Annotated in this window: 13 protein-coding genes; 6 read left to right on the top strand and 7 right to left on the bottom strand. The window is 71.2% G+C overall.

All coding sequences use genetic code 11. The features are described from left to right. Positions 1-16: 16 nt before the first annotated feature. Both ACWD4G_RS16335 and ACWD4G_RS16330 read right to left on the bottom strand, forming a co-directional pair. Complete coding sequence (locus ACWD4G_RS16335) at positions 17-202, bottom strand: hypothetical protein (RefSeq protein ID WP_451293748.1); 186 nt, start codon at positions 200-202, stop codon at positions 17-19. Next, positions 199-1,218, bottom strand: a complete 1,020-nt coding sequence (locus tag ACWD4G_RS16330; RefSeq protein ID WP_451293747.1) for a sugar ABC transporter substrate-binding protein — start codon at positions 1,216-1,218, stop codon at positions 199-201. The genes ACWD4G_RS16335 and ACWD4G_RS16330 overlap by 4 nt, the downstream gene beginning before the upstream one ends. A 402-nt stretch (positions 1,219-1,620) precedes the next feature. Here ACWD4G_RS16330 and ACWD4G_RS16325 point away from each other — a divergent pair, with 402 nt between their 5' ends. The 5 genes from ACWD4G_RS16325 to ACWD4G_RS16305 all read left to right on the top strand — a co-directional run bounded on the left by ACWD4G_RS16325 (position 1,621) and on the right by ACWD4G_RS16305 (position 8,965). Then, the gene (locus ACWD4G_RS16325; protein ID WP_451293926.1) at positions 1,621-2,595 is read left to right on the top strand and encodes a LacI family DNA-binding transcriptional regulator; all 975 of its coding nucleotides are present in this window, start codon (positions 1,621-1,623) and stop codon (positions 2,593-2,595) included. A 313-nt stretch (positions 2,596-2,908) separates the two neighbouring features. Then, a complete protein-coding gene (locus ACWD4G_RS16320; protein WP_451293745.1) occupies positions 2,909-6,283 on the top strand; it encodes a pyruvate carboxylase in 3,375 nt (1,124 codons plus the stop codon). Between the two features lie 131 nt (positions 6,284-6,414). Further along, a complete protein-coding gene (locus ACWD4G_RS16315; protein WP_451293924.1) occupies positions 6,415-7,116 on the top strand; it encodes a VanZ family protein in 702 nt (233 codons plus the stop codon). 9 nt (positions 7,117-7,125) lie between these two features. Further along, positions 7,126-7,860 (top strand): response regulator transcription factor, encoded by a 735-nt coding sequence (locus tag ACWD4G_RS16310; protein WP_451293743.1) that lies wholly within the window; start codon positions 7,126-7,128, stop codon positions 7,858-7,860. Then, positions 7,853-8,965, top strand: coding sequence for a sensor histidine kinase (locus ACWD4G_RS16305; RefSeq protein ID WP_451293741.1), 1,113 nt, complete (start codon positions 7,853-7,855; stop codon positions 8,963-8,965). Before ACWD4G_RS16310 ends, ACWD4G_RS16305 begins: the two co-directional genes overlap by 8 nt. Positions 8,966-9,064: 99 nt before the next feature. On the opposite strand, the gene ACWD4G_RS16300 is transcribed toward ACWD4G_RS16305, so the two are convergent. Continuing rightward, positions 9,065-9,637 (bottom strand): hypothetical protein, encoded by a 573-nt coding sequence (locus tag ACWD4G_RS16300; protein WP_451293739.1) that lies wholly within the window; start codon positions 9,635-9,637, stop codon positions 9,065-9,067. Between the two features lie 204 nt (positions 9,638-9,841). Between ACWD4G_RS16300 and ACWD4G_RS16295 the strand changes: the two genes are divergently transcribed. Beyond that, a complete protein-coding gene (locus ACWD4G_RS16295; RefSeq protein WP_451293737.1) occupies positions 9,842-10,630 on the top strand; it encodes an FHA domain-containing protein in 789 nt (262 codons plus the stop codon). Between the two features lie 34 nt (positions 10,631-10,664). On the opposite strand, the gene ACWD4G_RS16290 is transcribed toward ACWD4G_RS16295, so the two are convergent. The 4 genes from ACWD4G_RS16290 to ACWD4G_RS16275 form a co-directional block, all read right to left on the bottom strand. Continuing rightward, a complete protein-coding gene (locus tag ACWD4G_RS16290) occupies positions 10,665-12,350 on the bottom strand; it encodes an ABC transporter ATP-binding protein (RefSeq protein WP_451293735.1) in 1,686 nt (561 codons plus the stop codon). After that, complete coding sequence (locus ACWD4G_RS16285) at positions 12,347-13,183, bottom strand: ABC transporter permease (RefSeq protein WP_451293733.1); 837 nt, start codon at positions 13,181-13,183, stop codon at positions 12,347-12,349. Before ACWD4G_RS16285 ends, ACWD4G_RS16290 begins: the two co-directional genes overlap by 4 nt. Further along, the gene (locus ACWD4G_RS16280; protein ID WP_451293922.1) at positions 13,180-14,124 is read right to left on the bottom strand and encodes an ABC transporter permease; all 945 of its coding nucleotides are present in this window, start codon (positions 14,122-14,124) and stop codon (positions 13,180-13,182) included. Before ACWD4G_RS16280 ends, ACWD4G_RS16285 begins: the two co-directional genes overlap by 4 nt. A gap of 167 nt (positions 14,125-14,291) precedes the next feature. Continuing rightward, complete coding sequence (locus ACWD4G_RS16275) at positions 14,292-15,872, bottom strand: ABC transporter substrate-binding protein (protein ID WP_451293732.1); 1,581 nt, start codon at positions 15,870-15,872, stop codon at positions 14,292-14,294. Between the last annotated feature and the right edge of the window lie 2 nt (positions 15,873-15,874).

Genomic DNA, 15,874 nt, shown 5'->3' with positions numbered 1-15,874 from the left:
CGGGCGTGGGGCCGGTTCAGCCGCTGCGGTCGGATGTGCTCGCCACGGGTGCGGTGAGGTCCTTTTCCTCGGGGAGTTCCTCGACGTCGACGCCCTGGACCTGGGCCAGTTCGTACGGTCCGGCCGTCCTTCCGGGCGGTCGGCGGAGCCGACGGCGAGGAGTTCGCCGCCGGTGCCGTTGCTTGGGCCATCGTCGGATCACCGGGTGCCCTTGGCGGCGAACGAGGCGATCTGGTCGACGTTGCTCTTGTCGACGAAGGCGGGGCCGGTCAGCACGGGAGCCTCGCCGCCCCCCATGTAGTTGCCGTTGTTCTTGTAGAGCCACAGCGAGTCCACGGCCAAGTAGCCCTGCAGATACGGCTGCTGGTCCACGGCGAACTCGATGTCGCCCGCCTTGATGGCGTCCGTCAGCTCCTTGTTGAGGTCGAAGGTCGCGACCTTGGCCTTACTGCCCGCGTCGTCCACCGACTGCACCGCCGTGAGCGCGAACGGGGCGCCCAGCGTGACGACCTGGTCGATGGACGAGTCCTGATTGAGCTTGGCGGAGATGGTCGACTTGGTGGCCGGCATGTCGTTGCCGTTGACGTAGAGGTTCTCGGTCTCGCCCTTGAACGTCTTCTTCACACCGGCGCAGCGGGCTTCGAGACCGACATGGCCTTGGACCTGGACGACACAGAGGGCCTTCTTGGCGCCCGTCTCATTGAGCTTCTCGCCGAACGCCTGTCCGGAGACCGACTCGTCCTGGCCGAAGAAGGACAGCAGGCCCTGCTCCTTCCACACCTCCATACCGGAGTTGAAGCCGACGACGGGGATACCGGCCTTCTCGGCCTTGGCGATGGCGTCCTTGAGGGCGTCCGGCTTGGCGAGGGTGACCGCGATGCCGTCGACCTTCTGGTCGATCGCGTTCTGGATCAACGTCGCCTGGCCGCTCGCGCTCTCGTCGTTGGAGTAGATCAGCTTGACGTTGTCCTTGGCGGCGGCCGCCTCGGCGCCCTTGCGGATGATGTCCCAGAAGGTGTCGCCGGAGGGTGCGTGGGTGACCATCGCGATGGTCATCTGCGGGGTGTCGGCCTTGCCGGCCTCTGCGGACGTGTCGCCTTCCTCGGACTTCTTCCCGCCGGAGCTGCTGGAACAGCCCGCGACGACCAGGGCGGCCGCGGCGGTTACCGCCACGGCCGTGGCGAGTCTGCGGGAACGGGCGAGAGCTGTGCGGTTCATAGTGCGTGCACCTCACTGTGCAACTGGGCGGGAACTGAGTTGGGAACCGAGTTGGGGACTGTGGGGGGAGGGGGGACCGGGATCGGCCGGTCTCGGCGAGCGGTGGCATCGCCCGTGGGGTGACCTCGACCGGACGCACGCCCTTGAGCGCATCCGATGGGTCCGGCTCGCTCCTGTGACTCGGGGACGGGTGGTCCCTCGGCTTTCGGCGGAGCCCTGTGCTGGGGTTCATTGGAACAACAGGACAATTTAAAGCGCTTTAAGTCCTGGTACTATCGGCTTGTTTCACGAGGGTGTCAAGGGCGTTTGCGCGAGGAGATCGAGCGAGGGGAGGGCCCGGTGGGCGAAGGCGGTACCGCAGGTCACCGGAACGGCGCGGCCAAGCGCCCCCGGCTGGAGGACGTGGCCGCCCGGGTGGGGCTGTCCACCGCGTCGGTCTCCCTGGTGCTGCGCGGCGCCCCCGGCCCCAGTGACCGGACCCGGCAGCGTGTGCTGAAGGCGGCGGCCGACCTCGGCTACCAGGTGGACCGTACGGCGAGTCTGCTGGCCAGCAGGCGGACCCGGCTGCTCGGCGTCATGGTCGACATCCACAGCCCGTTCCACGCCGAACTGGTCGAGCATCTGCACACCGCCGCCGAGGACGTGGGCTACGACCTCGTCCTGAGCACCCTCACCCGTACACGTGACGAGTCCACCGCCGTGGACACGCTGCTGGCCTTCCGAAGCGAGGCGCTGATCCTTCTCGGGCCGACCGCTCCCGCCGACACGCTCGCCTCCCTCGACAACAAGGCGCCTGTGATCGCCGTAGGCCGACGCATCGACGACGCCGAACTGGATGTCGTACGCACCGCCGACGACGACGGGGTGGGGCAGGTCGTGGACCACCTCGTGCGGTTGGGGCATCGCGACATCGTTCATGTGGACGGCGGCAAGGGGGTCATCGCCACCGATCGGCGGCGTGGTTATCGGGCGGCCATGCGTCGGCATGGGCTGGACGCGCACATTCGTGTGCTGCACGGCGACAACACAGAGGCGGCGGGGGAGCGGGCGGCTCGGCATCTCCTCGACGGGGGTGGGAGGCTGCCCACGGCTGTCGTCGCCTTCAACGATCAGTGCGCGATCGGGGTGCTGGCCGCGCTGGGGCGGGCCGGGGTTTCCGTACCCGGGCGGGTGTCTGTCGCCGGGTATGACGATGACACGCTGTCCCGGTTGAGCTGCTTCAATCTGACCACTGTCAGTCAGGGGGCGAGGGAGCAGGCGCGGCACGCGGTGACAGCGGCTGTGGAGCGGCTGGATCAGGGGCGTACGGAGCCTCGTGAGGTGGTGCTCACGCCGCGGCTGGTGGTGCGGGGGACTACGGGTGGGCCCGGCGTTTGACTCAGGCCGGGGTGGCACTGAGGGTCACGTGGGGCGTGAGCCGGGGCTGCAGCTCGGGTTTCGGAGATGGTGCTCTCCGGCGCTTGCCGGGTGCCGCTCTCTTTGGGATGGGTGCCGCCCCAGCGGCACGATTGCCCGCAGCTACGAACGACGATCGTCCTGCTGGCAGCTCCTGGTGACGGCTGCCCCTGCCCGCAGCTGGGGTTGCCCGAAGTGAGCGGCCTCACATGGCACTCAGTGACACGATTCTTGTGGTGCGGCGGCATCATTGCCGGGACCATGGTTTCCTCATGGCAGGTCGAAGGGATCAGGGATGCTCCGCAAGGTACTGGTCGCCAACCGTGGCGAGATCGCGATCCGCGCTTTCCGCGCCGGGTACGAGGTGGGCGCGCGTACGGTCGCCGTTTTCCCGCACGAGGACCGGAACTCGCTGCACCGGCTGAAGGCCGACGAGGCCTATGAGATCGGTGAGCCGGGGCATCCCGTGCGGGCCTACCTCTCCGTGGACGAGATCATGCGCGCCGCTCGTCAGGCAGGCGCCGACGCCGTCTATCCGGGATATGGGTTCCTCTCCGAGAACCCGGAGCTGGCGCGGGCCTGCGAGGAGGCGGGCATCACCTTCGTCGGACCGAGCGCCGACATCCTGGAGCTGACCGGCAACAAGGCGCGCGCGGTGGCCGCCGCCCGCGCCGCGGGCGTACCCGTGCTGGGGTCGTCCGAGCCGTCCACCGACGTGGACGAACTCGTGCGCGCCGCCGACGAGATCGGCTTCCCCGTGTTCGTGAAGGCCGTCGCCGGTGGTGGCGGGCGCGGTATGCGCCGGGTCGAGGACCCCGCCGCGCTGCGGGAGTCCATCGAGGCGGCGTCCCGCGAGGCCGCGTCCGCGTTCGGCGACCCGACCGTCTTCCTGGAGAAGGCCGTTGTCGAGCCCCGCCACATCGAAGTGCAGATCCTCGCCGACGGGCACGGCAATGTCATCCACCTCTTCGAACGCGACTGTTCCGTCCAGCGCCGCCACCAGAAGGTCATCGAGCTGGCCCCAGCCCCGAACCTCGACCCGGCCCTGCGGATGCGGATCTGCGCCGACGCCGTACGGTTCGCCCGGGAGATCGGCTACCGCAACGCGGGCACCGTCGAGTTCCTCCTCGACCGCGACGGCAACCACGTCTTCATCGAGATGAACCCCCGTATCCAGGTCGAGCACACGGTCACCGAGGAGGTCACCGACGTCGACCTCGTCCAGTCCCAGCTGCGGATCGCCGCCGGGGCCACCCTCGCCGACCTCGGCCTCTCCCAGGAGACCGTCACCCTGCACGGGGCGGCCCTCCAGTGCCGTATCACCACCGAGGACCCGGCGAACGGCTTCCGCCCGGACACCGGCCGGATCAGTGCCTACCGCTCGCCCGGCGGCTCCGGTATCCGTCTCGACGGCGGTACGACCCACGCCGGTACGGAGATCAGCGCGCACTTCGACTCGATGCTGGTCAAGCTCACCTGCCGGGGCCGGGACTTCACCACCGCCGTCAACCGCGCCCGGCGCGCGGTCGCCGAGTTCCGTATCCGAGGCGTGGCCACCAACATCCCCTTCCTCCAGGCGGTGTTGGACGACACCGACTTCCAGACGGGCCAGGTCACCACCTCGTTCATCGAGCGGCGCCCGCATCTGCTGACCGCCCGGCACTCCGCCGACCGGGGCACCAAGCTGCTCACCTATCTGGCCGACGTGACGGTGAACAAGCCGCACGGCGAACGGCCCGCGCTCAGCGACCCCGCCACCAAGATCCCGGCCGTCGACGTCCCCGTACCGCCCGCAGGGTCCAAGCAGAAGCTCGTCGAGCTGGGCCCGGAGGGCTTCGCCCGCTGGCTGCGCGAGTCGCCGACCATCGGCGTCACCGACACCACGTTCCGCGACGCCCACCAGTCGCTGCTCGCCACCCGGGTCCGCACGAAGGACATGCTCGCCATCGCCCCCGTGGTGGCCCGCACCCTGCCGCAGCTGCTCTCCCTGGAATGCTGGGGCGGCGCGACGTACGACGTGGCCCTGCGCTTCCTCGCCGAGGACCCCTGGGAGAGGCTGGCCGCGTTCCGCGACGCCGCGCCGAACATCTGCCTGCAGATGCTGCTGCGCGGACGCAACACCGTGGGCTACACCCCGTACCCGACCGAGGTCACCGACGCTTTCGTCCAGGAGGCCACCGACACCGGCATCGACATCTTCCGCATCTTCGACGCCCTCAACGACGTCGGCCAGATGCGCCCCGCCATCGAAGCCGTACGCGCCACCGGCACCGCCGTCGCCGAGGTCGCCCTCTGCTACACCTCCGACCTGTCCGACCCGGCGGAGAAGCTCTACACCCTCGACTACTACCTCCGCCTCGCCGAGCAGATCGTCGAGGCCGGGGCCCATGTCCTGGCCGTGAAGGACATGGCGGGCCTGCTCCGCGCCCCCGCCGCCACCAAGCTGGTCTCGGCGCTGCGCCGCGAGTTCGACCTGCCGGTGCACATCCACACCCATGACACGACGGGCGGCCAGCTCGCCACGTACCTCGCCGCGATCCAGGCCGGCGCCGACGCCGTCGACGGGGCCGTGGCCTCCATGGCCGGTACGACCTCGCAGCCGTCGCTCTCCGCGATCGTCGCCGCCACCGACCACTCCGACCGGCCCACCGGCCTCGACCTGCGGGCCGTCGGCGACCTGGAGCCCTACTGGGAGAGCGTCCGCCGGATCTACGCCCCCTTCGAGGCCGGCCTCGCCTCCCCGACCGGCCGCGTCTACGACCATGAGATCCCCGGCGGGCAGCTCTCCAACCTGCGCACCCAGGCCGTCGCGCTCGGCCTCGGCGACCGGTTCGAGGACATCGAGGCGATGTACACCGCCGCCGACCGCATCCTCGGCCGACTCGTCAAGGTCACCCCGTCGTCCAAGGTCGTCGGCGACCTCGCCCTCCACCTCGTGGGCGCCGGAGTGGCCCCCGCCGACTTCGAGTCCACCCCGGACAAGTTCGACATCCCGGACTCCGTGATCGGCTTCCTGCGCGGTGAACTCGGCACCCCGCCCGGCGGCTGGCCCGAGCCCTTCCGCACCAAGGCCCTCCAGGGGCGTGGCGAGGCCAAGCCCGTCCAGGACCTCGCCGCCGAGGACCGCGACGGCCTGGAGAAGGACCGTCGCGCCACCCTCAACCGGCTGCTCTTCCCCGCCCCGACCCGCGAGTTCGAGGCCCACCGCCAGTCGTACGGCGACACCAGCGTGCTGGCCAGCAAGGACTTCTTCTACGGTCTGCGCCCGGGCACCGAGTACACCGTCGACCTCGAACCCGGTGTCCGTCTCCTCATCGGCCTGGAGGCGGTGGGCGAGGCCGACGAGCGCGGTATGCGCACGGTGATGGCCACCCTCAACGGGCAGCTCCGGCCCATCCAGGTCCGTGATGCCGCCGCCTCCTCCGACATCCCCGTCACGGAGAAGGCCGACCGCTCCAACTCCGGCCATGTCGCCGCCCCGTTCGCCGGAGTGGTGACGCTGGCGGTCGCCGAGGGCGACGAGGTCGACGCCGGTGCCACGGTCGCCACCATCGAGGCGATGAAGATGGAGGCCGCCATCACCGCCGCCACGTCGGGCCGTGTCTCCCGGCTCGCCATCAACAAGATCCAGCAGGTGGAAGGCGGCGATCTGCTCGTCGAGATCGTCTGACACACCGACGGGGGGCCGTGTATCGCGGGCGTATCGAAAAACGGATACGGCACCGCAACGGCTCCCCGTCTCCAATGGGGGCCATGAACCACGACGCCCCTGGCCTCATGAACCACGACTCCGCCGGGCCCATCAACCCCGACGCATCCCTGTCGGCGCCGGCGCCCCACCGCATGCGCGGGATCGTGCTCACCGCCCTGGCGGCCCTCGGAGCGGCGGGCGCCCTGTTCGCCGTGCGCGGCCCGCTCATGATGTCCGCACCGAGGTGCGTGGCCGGGCGCTGGCACGGCTGCTTCGACACGTTCAACGGTGTGGTGCTCATGACGTTGGTGACACTGCCGTTGGCCGTGCTGGTGGCGTGGGCTCTGGCGTACCGTCGGCGTGCGGCCGGTGTCCTGTCGGCGTGGCGGTGGTCGCTGGCCGAGGTGGGCATGGTCCACGGGACGGTGCCGTTCGTCTGGCTGACCATGATGCCGGGCGCCGGGGCCGGTGTCGTCCCCGCCCGGGTGAGCCTGGTACCGCTGCGGGACCTGGTCACGATGGGGTCGCTCGGGATCGTCGGCAATCTGCTGGTCTTCGCGTCCCTGGGGTTCTTCGCCCCGATGCGGTTCGCGGCACTGGCGTCCGTGCCGAGGGTCCTGGCGCTCGGGGCGGGCTGCTCGGTCCTGGTCGAGACCGCCCAGTACGTCCTGGCGCTGGACCGGGTGTCCTCCGTGGACGACGTCCTGGTCAACGCCACCGGCGCCGTGCTGGCCGCGCTTGCCTCGCGCCGCTGGTGGCGCACCACGACGGAGGCGCCGTCGCATACGCCGGCGATATGCGGTGCTGCCTAGGCTTCCGACATGCGCGTACTGATCGTGGAGGACGAGCCCTATCTCGCCGAGGCCGTCCGTGACGGTCTGCGGCTGGAGGCGATCGCCGCCGACATCGCCGGGGACGGCGACTCCGCCCTGGAACTGCTCAGCGTCAACTCCTACGACCTCGCGGTCCTCGACCGCGACATCCCCGGCCCCTCCGGCGACGAGGTCGCCCGGCGCATCGTCGCCTCCGGCAGCGGTATCCCGATCCTCATGCTCACCGCCGCCGACCGCATCGACGACAAGGCCTCCGGGTTCGAGCTGGGCGCCGACGACTACCTCACCAAACCGTTCGAACTGCGGGAACTCGTCCTGCGGCTGAGGGCTCTCGACCGCAGACGCGCCTACGCCCGGCCTCCGGTCCGCGAGATCGCGGGCCTGCGGCTGGACCCCTTCCGCCGGGAGGTCTTCCGCGACGGACGCTATGTCGCGCTCACCCGTAAGCAGTTCGCCGTGCTCGAAGTCCTCGTCGCCGCCGAGGGCGGGGTCGTCAGCGCCGAAGAGCTGCTGGAACGGGCCTGGGACGAGAACGCCGACCCCTTCACCAACGCCGTGCGCATCACCGTCTCCGCACTGCGCAAACGGCTCGGCGAACCCTGGATCATCGCCACGGTGCCAGGCGTCGGCTACCGCATCGACACCGGTACGCATACCGATACGGACACGGGTACGCACACCGGCAGGGACGACACCACCGACCCCGGCGGCGCCCGTGCGTAGACACCCGAGCCTCAGCGCCCGACTGAAACTCACCCTCAGCTACGCCGGATTCCTCCTCCTCGCCGGCACCCTCCTGCTGGCCGTGATGTGGGTCTTCGCGCTGCGCTGGGTACCGGACAACGATCCCAGAGCCCTCCAGAACACCTTCGGCGCCGTGATCATCACCGGGCCCAGCCGCTCCGACCTCCTGCGCGGCTTCGCCCCCGCCGCGGCCACGGCACTGGCCTTCCTCCTCGCGTTCGGCCTCCTGGGCGGCTGGATTCTCGCCGGCCGGATGCTCGCCCCCCTCACCCGGATCGCCCACGCGGCACGCATGGCCGGGAACGGGTCGCTGTCCCACCGCATCCGGATGGAGGACCGCCAGGACGAATTCCGCGAACTCTCCGACGCGTTCGACTCGATGCTCGAACAACTGGAGTCCCACGTCGCCGAGCAGCGGAGGTTCGCCGCGAACGCCTCCCATGAACTGCGCACCCCGCTGGCGATCTCGCGAACGCTCCTCGACGTCGCCCGCAAGGACCCCGCACGGGACCGGGCCGAACTCCTCGAACTCATCGAACGCCTGCACGCGGTCAATACACGGGCGATCGACCTCACCGAGGCCCTTCTGCTGCTCAGCCACGGCGACCGCGCGGACTTCACCCGCGAGAGCGTCGACCTCTCCCTCCTCGCCGAAGAAGCCGCCGAAACGCTGCTTCCCCTCGCCGAACAGCGCCGCATCACCCTCGACGTCACCGGCACGGCGGCCCGGACCGGCGGCTCCCCGGAACTCCTGCTGCGGATGGTGACGAACCTCGTCCAGAACGCCATCGTCCACAACCTCCCCGCCGACGGCACCGTGACGGTCCACACCGAGGCCCACGGCGACACGAGCGTGCTGCGGGTCGAGAACTCGGGCCGCCCGCTCCCACCGGAACTGGTACCGACCCTCACCGAACCCTTCCAGCGCGGAACGGAACGCGTACGCACCGACGAGCACGCCGGCGTCGGCCTGGGCCTCGCCATCGCGCACAGCGTCGTCCGCGCCCACGACGGGACCCTCGACCTCGCCCCCCGCCCCACCGGCGGCCTCCTCGTCACGGTCCGGCTCCCGGGCACACCGTAGGCGTCCCCGGCACACCGTAGGCGTCCCCGGCACACCGCAGGCCGCGCCGGAACGCCGTATTGGTTCGCCGGCACACAGTGGGCCGCGCCGGAACAGCCATCAGGCGCGGGGGAAGAACTCCAGCACCGCCGTGCCGCCCCTCAGGGACTTCACACGGAAGCCGAGGCCGTTGAGACCGCCGGTGGAGCCCTCGCCGACCGAGCTGCTCAGGAACGTACCGGCGCCCGAGGACTGGAGGACGACGGTGTCCTCAGTGATCTTCGTGATCCGCAGGTCGCTGACCCCGAGCCGGCCGTCCATCCTGACGGTCATGGGCTCGGAGACGGTGAGGTCGCAGCGCCCGTCGAAGCAGGCTTCGACATCGGAGGCCGATGCGTCGCTGTCGCTTTCGCCGCCGCCGGTTCCCGTTCCGGTGCCGGTCTCGTCGGGTGCGGGCGTCGGGGAGGGCGGCTGTTCCTCGCCGCCCGACGGCGACCCCGTACGGTCGGCGCCCGCGCCCCCGCCTCGGCTCCCGCCCCCGTCCGCCCCCGTGGGCGTACGCGAGGCGGTCGACGACGGTTCCGTCCCCTCCGCGGAACCGTCGTCCCGACCGTCATCCCCGCCGCAGCCGGTGAGAGCCATCGCCACGGCCAGCGCCACCGCGACACCGACCCGGCCCCTGCCCGTGCTCATCCGCCAACCCCTCAACCCAACTCGACTCAACTCGTACGCCTTTGGACGTGGCCGAGCCCCGACGCCGGGGCACGTCCCTTTATACGGGCACCATGTGGGGAGGGGTCCCGGCACGGGCGTGGACCCTGGTGACAGATGCCGTACCGCGTGGCCGTGTCGCGGGCCGAGCAACGCCGAGAACCGACGAGAACAGGGAGTCCAGCGATGCCCCTCTCCACCAGCCTCGCGCGAGGTGTCGCGCCCGCAGCGCCCGGTACGCTGCACGCCCGCACGGTCACCGGCGACCTCAGCGCACCGCCCCGCGCCGGCCTGACGGTCCGCTTCGGACGCGGTGAGGAACCCGAGGTGGACCTCGGCGTCGGTGTCGACGATCTGGGGGTGAGCCGACGGCACGGCGAGTTGACGTTCCGGCACGGCCACTGGTGGCTGCGCAACGTCGGACAGCAACTCGTACGGCTGCCGCGCGGCCAGATGATGCATCTCAGCACCGAGCCGATCCCCCTCGACACCGGCTACACCCCGCTGTTCGTACGCGGCTCCGGCTATCGCGAGCACCTGGTCGAGTTGTATGTGGCGGGCCACGACGACGAGGGGCCGGTCTCCCGCCGCCGCGCCGCGACCGTACGCCCGGAGATCTGGCCGCTCGACGACGACGAACGGCTGCTGCTCGTCGTCCTCGGCCAGCGCTATCTGCTCTACGAGGAGAGCCCCCGGCCCCTGACCTACGCCATGGCGGCCAAGCAACTCGCCTATCTGCGCCCGGACGCCAAGTGGACCTCGCGCAAGATCGAGCATCGGATCGAGGCCGTACGGCGGCGCCTGCACCCGACCGGCTTCCGGTACCCGCTGATCCACGACGACTCCGAGAGCCGCCCCTCCGACAACAGGTTCCTGCACAACCTCCTCAGGGGCCTGGTGGAGTCCACGACCCTGGTGCCGCCGGACCTCGACCTGATGGAGGACGAGGCCGACTGGCCGGACACCTCGCCCTGAGCGGCCACTTCAGCCACCCGGCCCGTCTCTCGCTTCAGGAAGTCGTACCGGCGCCCAGGCGTGCCGTGGTCGCCATGAGCGAGGCGGTGAACGGGTGCTTCGGTGCCGTGAGGATCTGCCGGGCGGGCCCCTCCTCGACGAGTTCCCCGGCGTCCAGGACGGCGATGCGGTCGGCGACGGCGGCGGTCTCCAGGTCATGGGTGATCAGGACGAGGGAGAGGGCGCCGGACGCGTGTGCTCCGGTGCGGGGGCCGGTTCCGCTGCCGCGCAGCCCGGCGAGGACGTCCAGGATGCCCTGCCGGGTGACCGTGTCGAGTCCGGAGGTGATCTCGTCGCAGATGAGCAGCCGGGGCCGGGCGAGCAGGGCGCGCGCCAGGGCGGAGCGCTGGAGTTCACCGCCGGAGAGCTGTCCCGGGCGGCGGTGGACCAGTTCCGCCGGGAGACCCAGCCGGGCCAGGGTGCTCAGCGCCTCGGCCTCGGCGGCACCGGCGTCGACACCGCGCAGCCGGACGGCCGTTCGGGCGACCTGGTCCAGTACCGGACGGTGCTCGTCGAACGCGGCGCGGGCGTCCTGGAAGACATACTGCACGGCCGCGAGCTGCCCCCGGTCACGGTCCCGCAGACTGCGCGGCAGAGGAGTGCCGTCGAGGAGCACCTCGCCGTCGAGATCACGGTGAAGTCCCGCCAGACAGCGGGCCAGGGTGGTCTTCCCGCTTCCCGAACGGCCGACGACGGCCGCGAACTCCCCAGCTTTCAGGGAGAGTTCGGGTACGCGCACGGCGACGGTCGTACCCCGGGCGCCGTCACGGTGACGGGCGGTCAGGCCGCGTACGCGCACTACGGGTGGCCGCAGGGCCTCCGACGGCTCCGGGCCACCGCCGTCGCCCGTTCCTCCTCCCCTTTCCTCTCCCGCGAACGGCCTCCGCGCGTCGATGAGTCGGCGGGTCCACTCATGTGCCGGCGCCGCCCACACCCGGTCCGCGGGGCCCGCTTCCACGACCCGTCCGTCCCGCATCACATGGATGTCGTCGGCGAGGGCGCGGACGACATCGAGGTCATGGCTGAGCAGGACGACTCCGATGCCGCGTGCCACGACCGCCGCCAACTGGTCGACCACACGGCTCTTCGTCAGGGCGTCCTGGCCGGTGGTCGGTTCGTCGGCCACGATGATCCGGGCACCGAGGAGGAGGGCCTGGGCGAGGACGATCCGCTGTTGCTGACCGCCGGAGAGCTGATGCGGATAGCGGCGCAACAGGCTCTCGCCGTCGGGGAGTTGAGCCTCGGTGAGGGCCCGCAGAATGTTCTCGCGGGCCGCCGTCCGGCGGTGGGCGCGGGGCAGGTGCCGTACCTGTCGGCGGGCGATGTCGTTCAGCAGCGCGGCGACCCTGCGGGCCGGGTTGAGGACGGTCGCCGGATGCTGGGGGACGTAACCGATCAGGCCCTCGCCCGACCGCCGGACCTCACCGGAGACCCGCGCGCCCGCCGGGAACTCGCCGAGCAACGCCAGCCCCGTGGTCGTCTTGCCACTGCCCGAGGCCCCGACCAGCGCGATGACCCGGCCGGGCGGCACCCGCAGACTCACCCCGTCGACGATGGCCTTCCCGCCCACCTCGACCCGGAGATCCTCGATCGTGGCGAGGGGCTCCGGCAAGGGGCCTGCCACGGCTTCCGCCAGGGGGTCCACGGCACCCCGCTCGTCGCCGTCGTCGTACCGCCTCACGGCTGGTGCTCCTTTCCGCGCTGCCGCCGACCCGGCTTCTCCAGCGCCGCGTCGAACAGCAGATTCGTCCCGGTGGTCAGGCCGACGATCAGCAGTGCGGGGACGACCACCGCCCAGGGCTGGACGAACAGGCCCGTGCGGTTGCGGTCGACCATCACCGCCCAGTCGGCGGCGTCGGGAGCAACCCCGACGCCGAGGAACGCGGCCGTGGCGACCAGATAGAGCACTCCGGTGAGCCGGGTGCCGGCGTCGGCGACCAGGGTGCGCAGGATGGCGCGGCCGACATAGCCGACGGCGGTACGCCACCAGGTCTCACCCTGGAGCCGTAGCGCCTCCACGACGGGCCGGGCGGCGGCCTCCGTGGCGGCGGCGCGGACGAGCCGGGCCGCGTCCGGCACATTGACCAGCGCCACCAGCAGGGCGAGTCCCAGGGCGCCCGGCGAGAACACCGAGGCGACCAGCAGGATCAGCAGCAGCGACGGCACGGCGATCAGGACGTCCAGGGGCCGCATCAGCAGCTCCTCCAGCCACCGCCGATGGGTCAGCGCGGAGAACAGGCCGACCGGCAGCGCCACCAGATAGGCCAGGACACCGGCGCCGAGCGCCGTCAGGACCACCGGTCGCCCGCCGTGCAGGATCTGCTGCCAGACGTCCCGGCCCACGAAGTCCGTGCCGAGCCAGTGCCCGTCGCCGAGGATGAACGACGGGGACCGCGGCCCCGGTTCACCCGCGAACACCGGCCCCAGCAGGGCGAGGAGCAGCGGTACGGCGACGACGGAGACCCCGAGCGCGAACCGCCTCGTACGCCGCCGCGAGCCCGTCGCGGAGGTCATACGATCACCCCCGCCCTCGGTGCGAACCGTCGGGCGATCACATCGGCGCCCAGGTTGAGGACGACGGTGAGGACGCCGAAGACCACGGCGAGGCCCTGGACGACGGGCACATCGCGTTCGGCGACGGTGTTGAGGAGGACCGTGCCCAGTCCGGGGATCACGAAGAGGGCCTCCACGACGATGACACCGCACAGCAACCAGTCGACGGTGCGGGCGAGTTGCTGCGCGGCCGGGGCCAGGGCGTTCGGCAGGGCGTGGACGTAGCGGACACGGGCGCCCGGCACGCCGTATCTGCGGGCGTGGGCGACATACGGGGAGGCGAGCGCGTCGATCATGCCGGCGCGCACCAGACGGACCAGGGAGCAGACCGGCCGGGAGAGCAGGACCACGACGGGCAGGACCAGCGCGGCCGGGTGGGCGAGCAGATCGGTGCCGTAGCCGACGGCGGTCGGCGGCAGCCAGCCCAGCCTCAGCGCGAACACGGTCACCAGCAGCACCCCGAGCGCGAACTCGGGGACCGCGTACACGGCGAGGGTGACCGAGCTGACCAGCCGGTCGACGAGGCCGCCCTCATGGCGTGCGGCCAGCACCCCCAGCCCGAAGCCGACCGGTACGAGCAGGGCCACGGTGAGCGCGGCCAGCAGCAGCGTCGGGCCGAAGCCGTCGGCGATGTACTGGGCCACCGGGCGCCCCGAGGCGAGGGAGGTGCCGAGGTCGCCGTGGAGCAGCCCCGCCGCCCAGCCGACCAGCCGTTCGTGCACCGGCCGGTCCAGATGCATCGCCTCGCGGATGGCGGCGATCCGGGCCGGGTCGGGCTGGTCCCCGGCCAGGGCCACCGCCGCGTCGCCCGGCAGCGCCTCGGTGAGCGCGAAGACCAGCAGCACGACGGCCACGGTCTGCGCGACACCGAGGAGCAGCCGTCGGACGACGAACGACCGCAGACCGCCTCCGCCGAGCGCTCCGCGGGAAGCACGGAGATGGGGTGTCGTGCCAGTGCGGCGCCGTCGTGGCTGGTCGCGCCCCGCGGCGGAGCCGCATATCGATAGGGCCCCGCGCCCCTTTGGGGCGCTGTCGAACCCTAGGGGATGTCGCTCGGTCTGCCTGGGTGTCACGCCATCCACACCTTGTCGAAGCGTGCCCAGTCGAGGGTGTTGGCGGGGGCCTTGGTCTCAACCCCCCTCACAGTGCGGGCCGTTCCGAGAATCCAGTCGGCGAATCCCCAGATCAGGAAGCCGCCCTCGGTGTACAGGCGGCGCTGCATCCGCTCGTACACGGCCGTCCGCTCGGTCTTGTCGCGGGTGGACTGGGCCTGTTGGTACAGCGCGTCGAAGTCCTTGTGCCGCCACTTGGTGGCGTTGGTGGTCGAGTCGGAGAGCAGCCGCTGGGAGATGTGCGCCTCGATGGGCATGGCGCCCGAGCGGTAGCAGGCCAGCGTGCCGGAGTCGAGGATGTCGCTCCAGTAGGAGTCCTTGCTGCCCATCTTCACCTCGATGGTGACGCCCGCCTCGGCGGCCTGGTCGCGGAAGATGCTGGCCGCCTCGGTGAACCCGGCGGCCACGGCCGAGGTGTCCAGCGTGACCTTCAGATTCTCGGCACCGGCCTGCTTCAGCAGGGCCCGCGCCCGGTCCAGGTCCTGCTCCCGCTGGGGGAGATCGGCGGCGTAGTACTCGTACCCCTTGCCGAAGAGGTCGTTGCCGATCACGCCCGCGCCGGACAGCGCCCCGTCGACGAGTTCCTGCCGGTCGGCGATGAGGAAGAACGCCTCCCGCACCCGCTTGTCGTCGAAGGGCGCCCGGTCGGTCTTCATGCAGAACGCCTGCATGGCGCTGCCCTGGAGCCGGACGATCTCGATCTGCCCCTTGCCCTCGTGGGCGCGGGCGGTGGTGGGGTTCAGTTCGTGGGCGTACTCGACCTGGCCGCCGAGGAGGGCGTTGACGCGGGCCGACTCCTCGTTGGCGACGACGAATTCGAGTTCGTCGAGGTACGGGGCGCCCTCCCAGTAGTCGTCGAAGCGGCGGAGGACGGCCGAACGGCCGGGGGCGAAGGACACGAAGCGGAAGGGGCCGGAGCCGATGGGCTTCTTGTCGAAGTCGCCGGCGTTCTTCCCCGCGTTCTCCGGGACGATGTACGCGCCGAACGCGGCCAGGACGTTGGGGAACTCGGCGGTCGGCCGCTTCAGCACGAACTCGATGCTCCGCTCGCCGGTGGCGCGGCTGGCGTCGAGGTCGATGGGCTCCAGGGACGCCTTCGCGCGGAACGCCTTCTCCGGGTCGGCGATCCTGCGGTAGCTGTAGAGGACGTCGTCGGCGGTGACCGGCTTGCCGTCGTGGAAGGTGGCCTCGCGGAGGGTGACCTGCCAGCGGTCCAGGCCCTTGTTCGACTCCCATTTCGCGGCGAGGCGGGGCTGGGCGGACAGATCGGCGCCGTAGTCGGCCAGCTTGTCGAACAGCGCCTTGGCGCGGGCGACATCGGCGAACAGGTTGGCCAGATGCGGATCGAGGGTCTCGCTGGCACCGCCGCCCGCGAACGCGGCCCGCAGCCGTCCACCTCGCCGGGGCTTGCCGTCGCCGCTCTGGTCGGCCGTGTTCTCGGTGCCGCCGCCGCATCCGGCGAGGGCGAGGGCGGCGGCCCCGGTGGTGGCGGCGAGGAAGCCGCGTCGGCGCAGCCCGGAAAAGCGTTCGTCGTACATGA

Source organism: Streptomyces sp. NPDC002643, from assembly GCF_053592555.1.
This window is presented reverse-complemented; position numbering and strand designations above follow the sequence as displayed.

Coding starts and splice junctions, on each gene's coding strand:
- ACWD4G_RS16330 (WP_451293747.1), bottom strand. CDS start 1,218: ATGAACCGCACAGCTCTCGCCCGTTCCCGCAGACTCGCCACGGCCGTG.
- ACWD4G_RS16320 (WP_451293745.1), top strand. CDS start 2,909: ATGCTCCGCAAGGTACTGGTCGCCAACCGTGGCGAGATCGCGATCCGC.
- ACWD4G_RS16310 (WP_451293743.1), top strand. CDS start 7,126: ATGCGCGTACTGATCGTGGAGGACGAGCCCTATCTCGCCGAGGCCGTC.
- ACWD4G_RS16300 (WP_451293739.1), bottom strand. CDS start 9,637: ATGAGCACGGGCAGGGGCCGGGTCGGTGTCGCGGTGGCGCTGGCCGTG.
- ACWD4G_RS16295 (WP_451293737.1), top strand. CDS start 9,842: ATGCCCCTCTCCACCAGCCTCGCGCGAGGTGTCGCGCCCGCAGCGCCC.
- ACWD4G_RS16285 (WP_451293733.1), bottom strand. CDS start 13,183: ATGACCTCCGCGACGGGCTCGCGGCGGCGTACGAGGCGGTTCGCGCTC.
- ACWD4G_RS16275 (WP_451293732.1), bottom strand. CDS start 15,872: ATGTACGACGAACGCTTTTCCGGGCTGCGCCGACGCGGCTTCCTCGCC.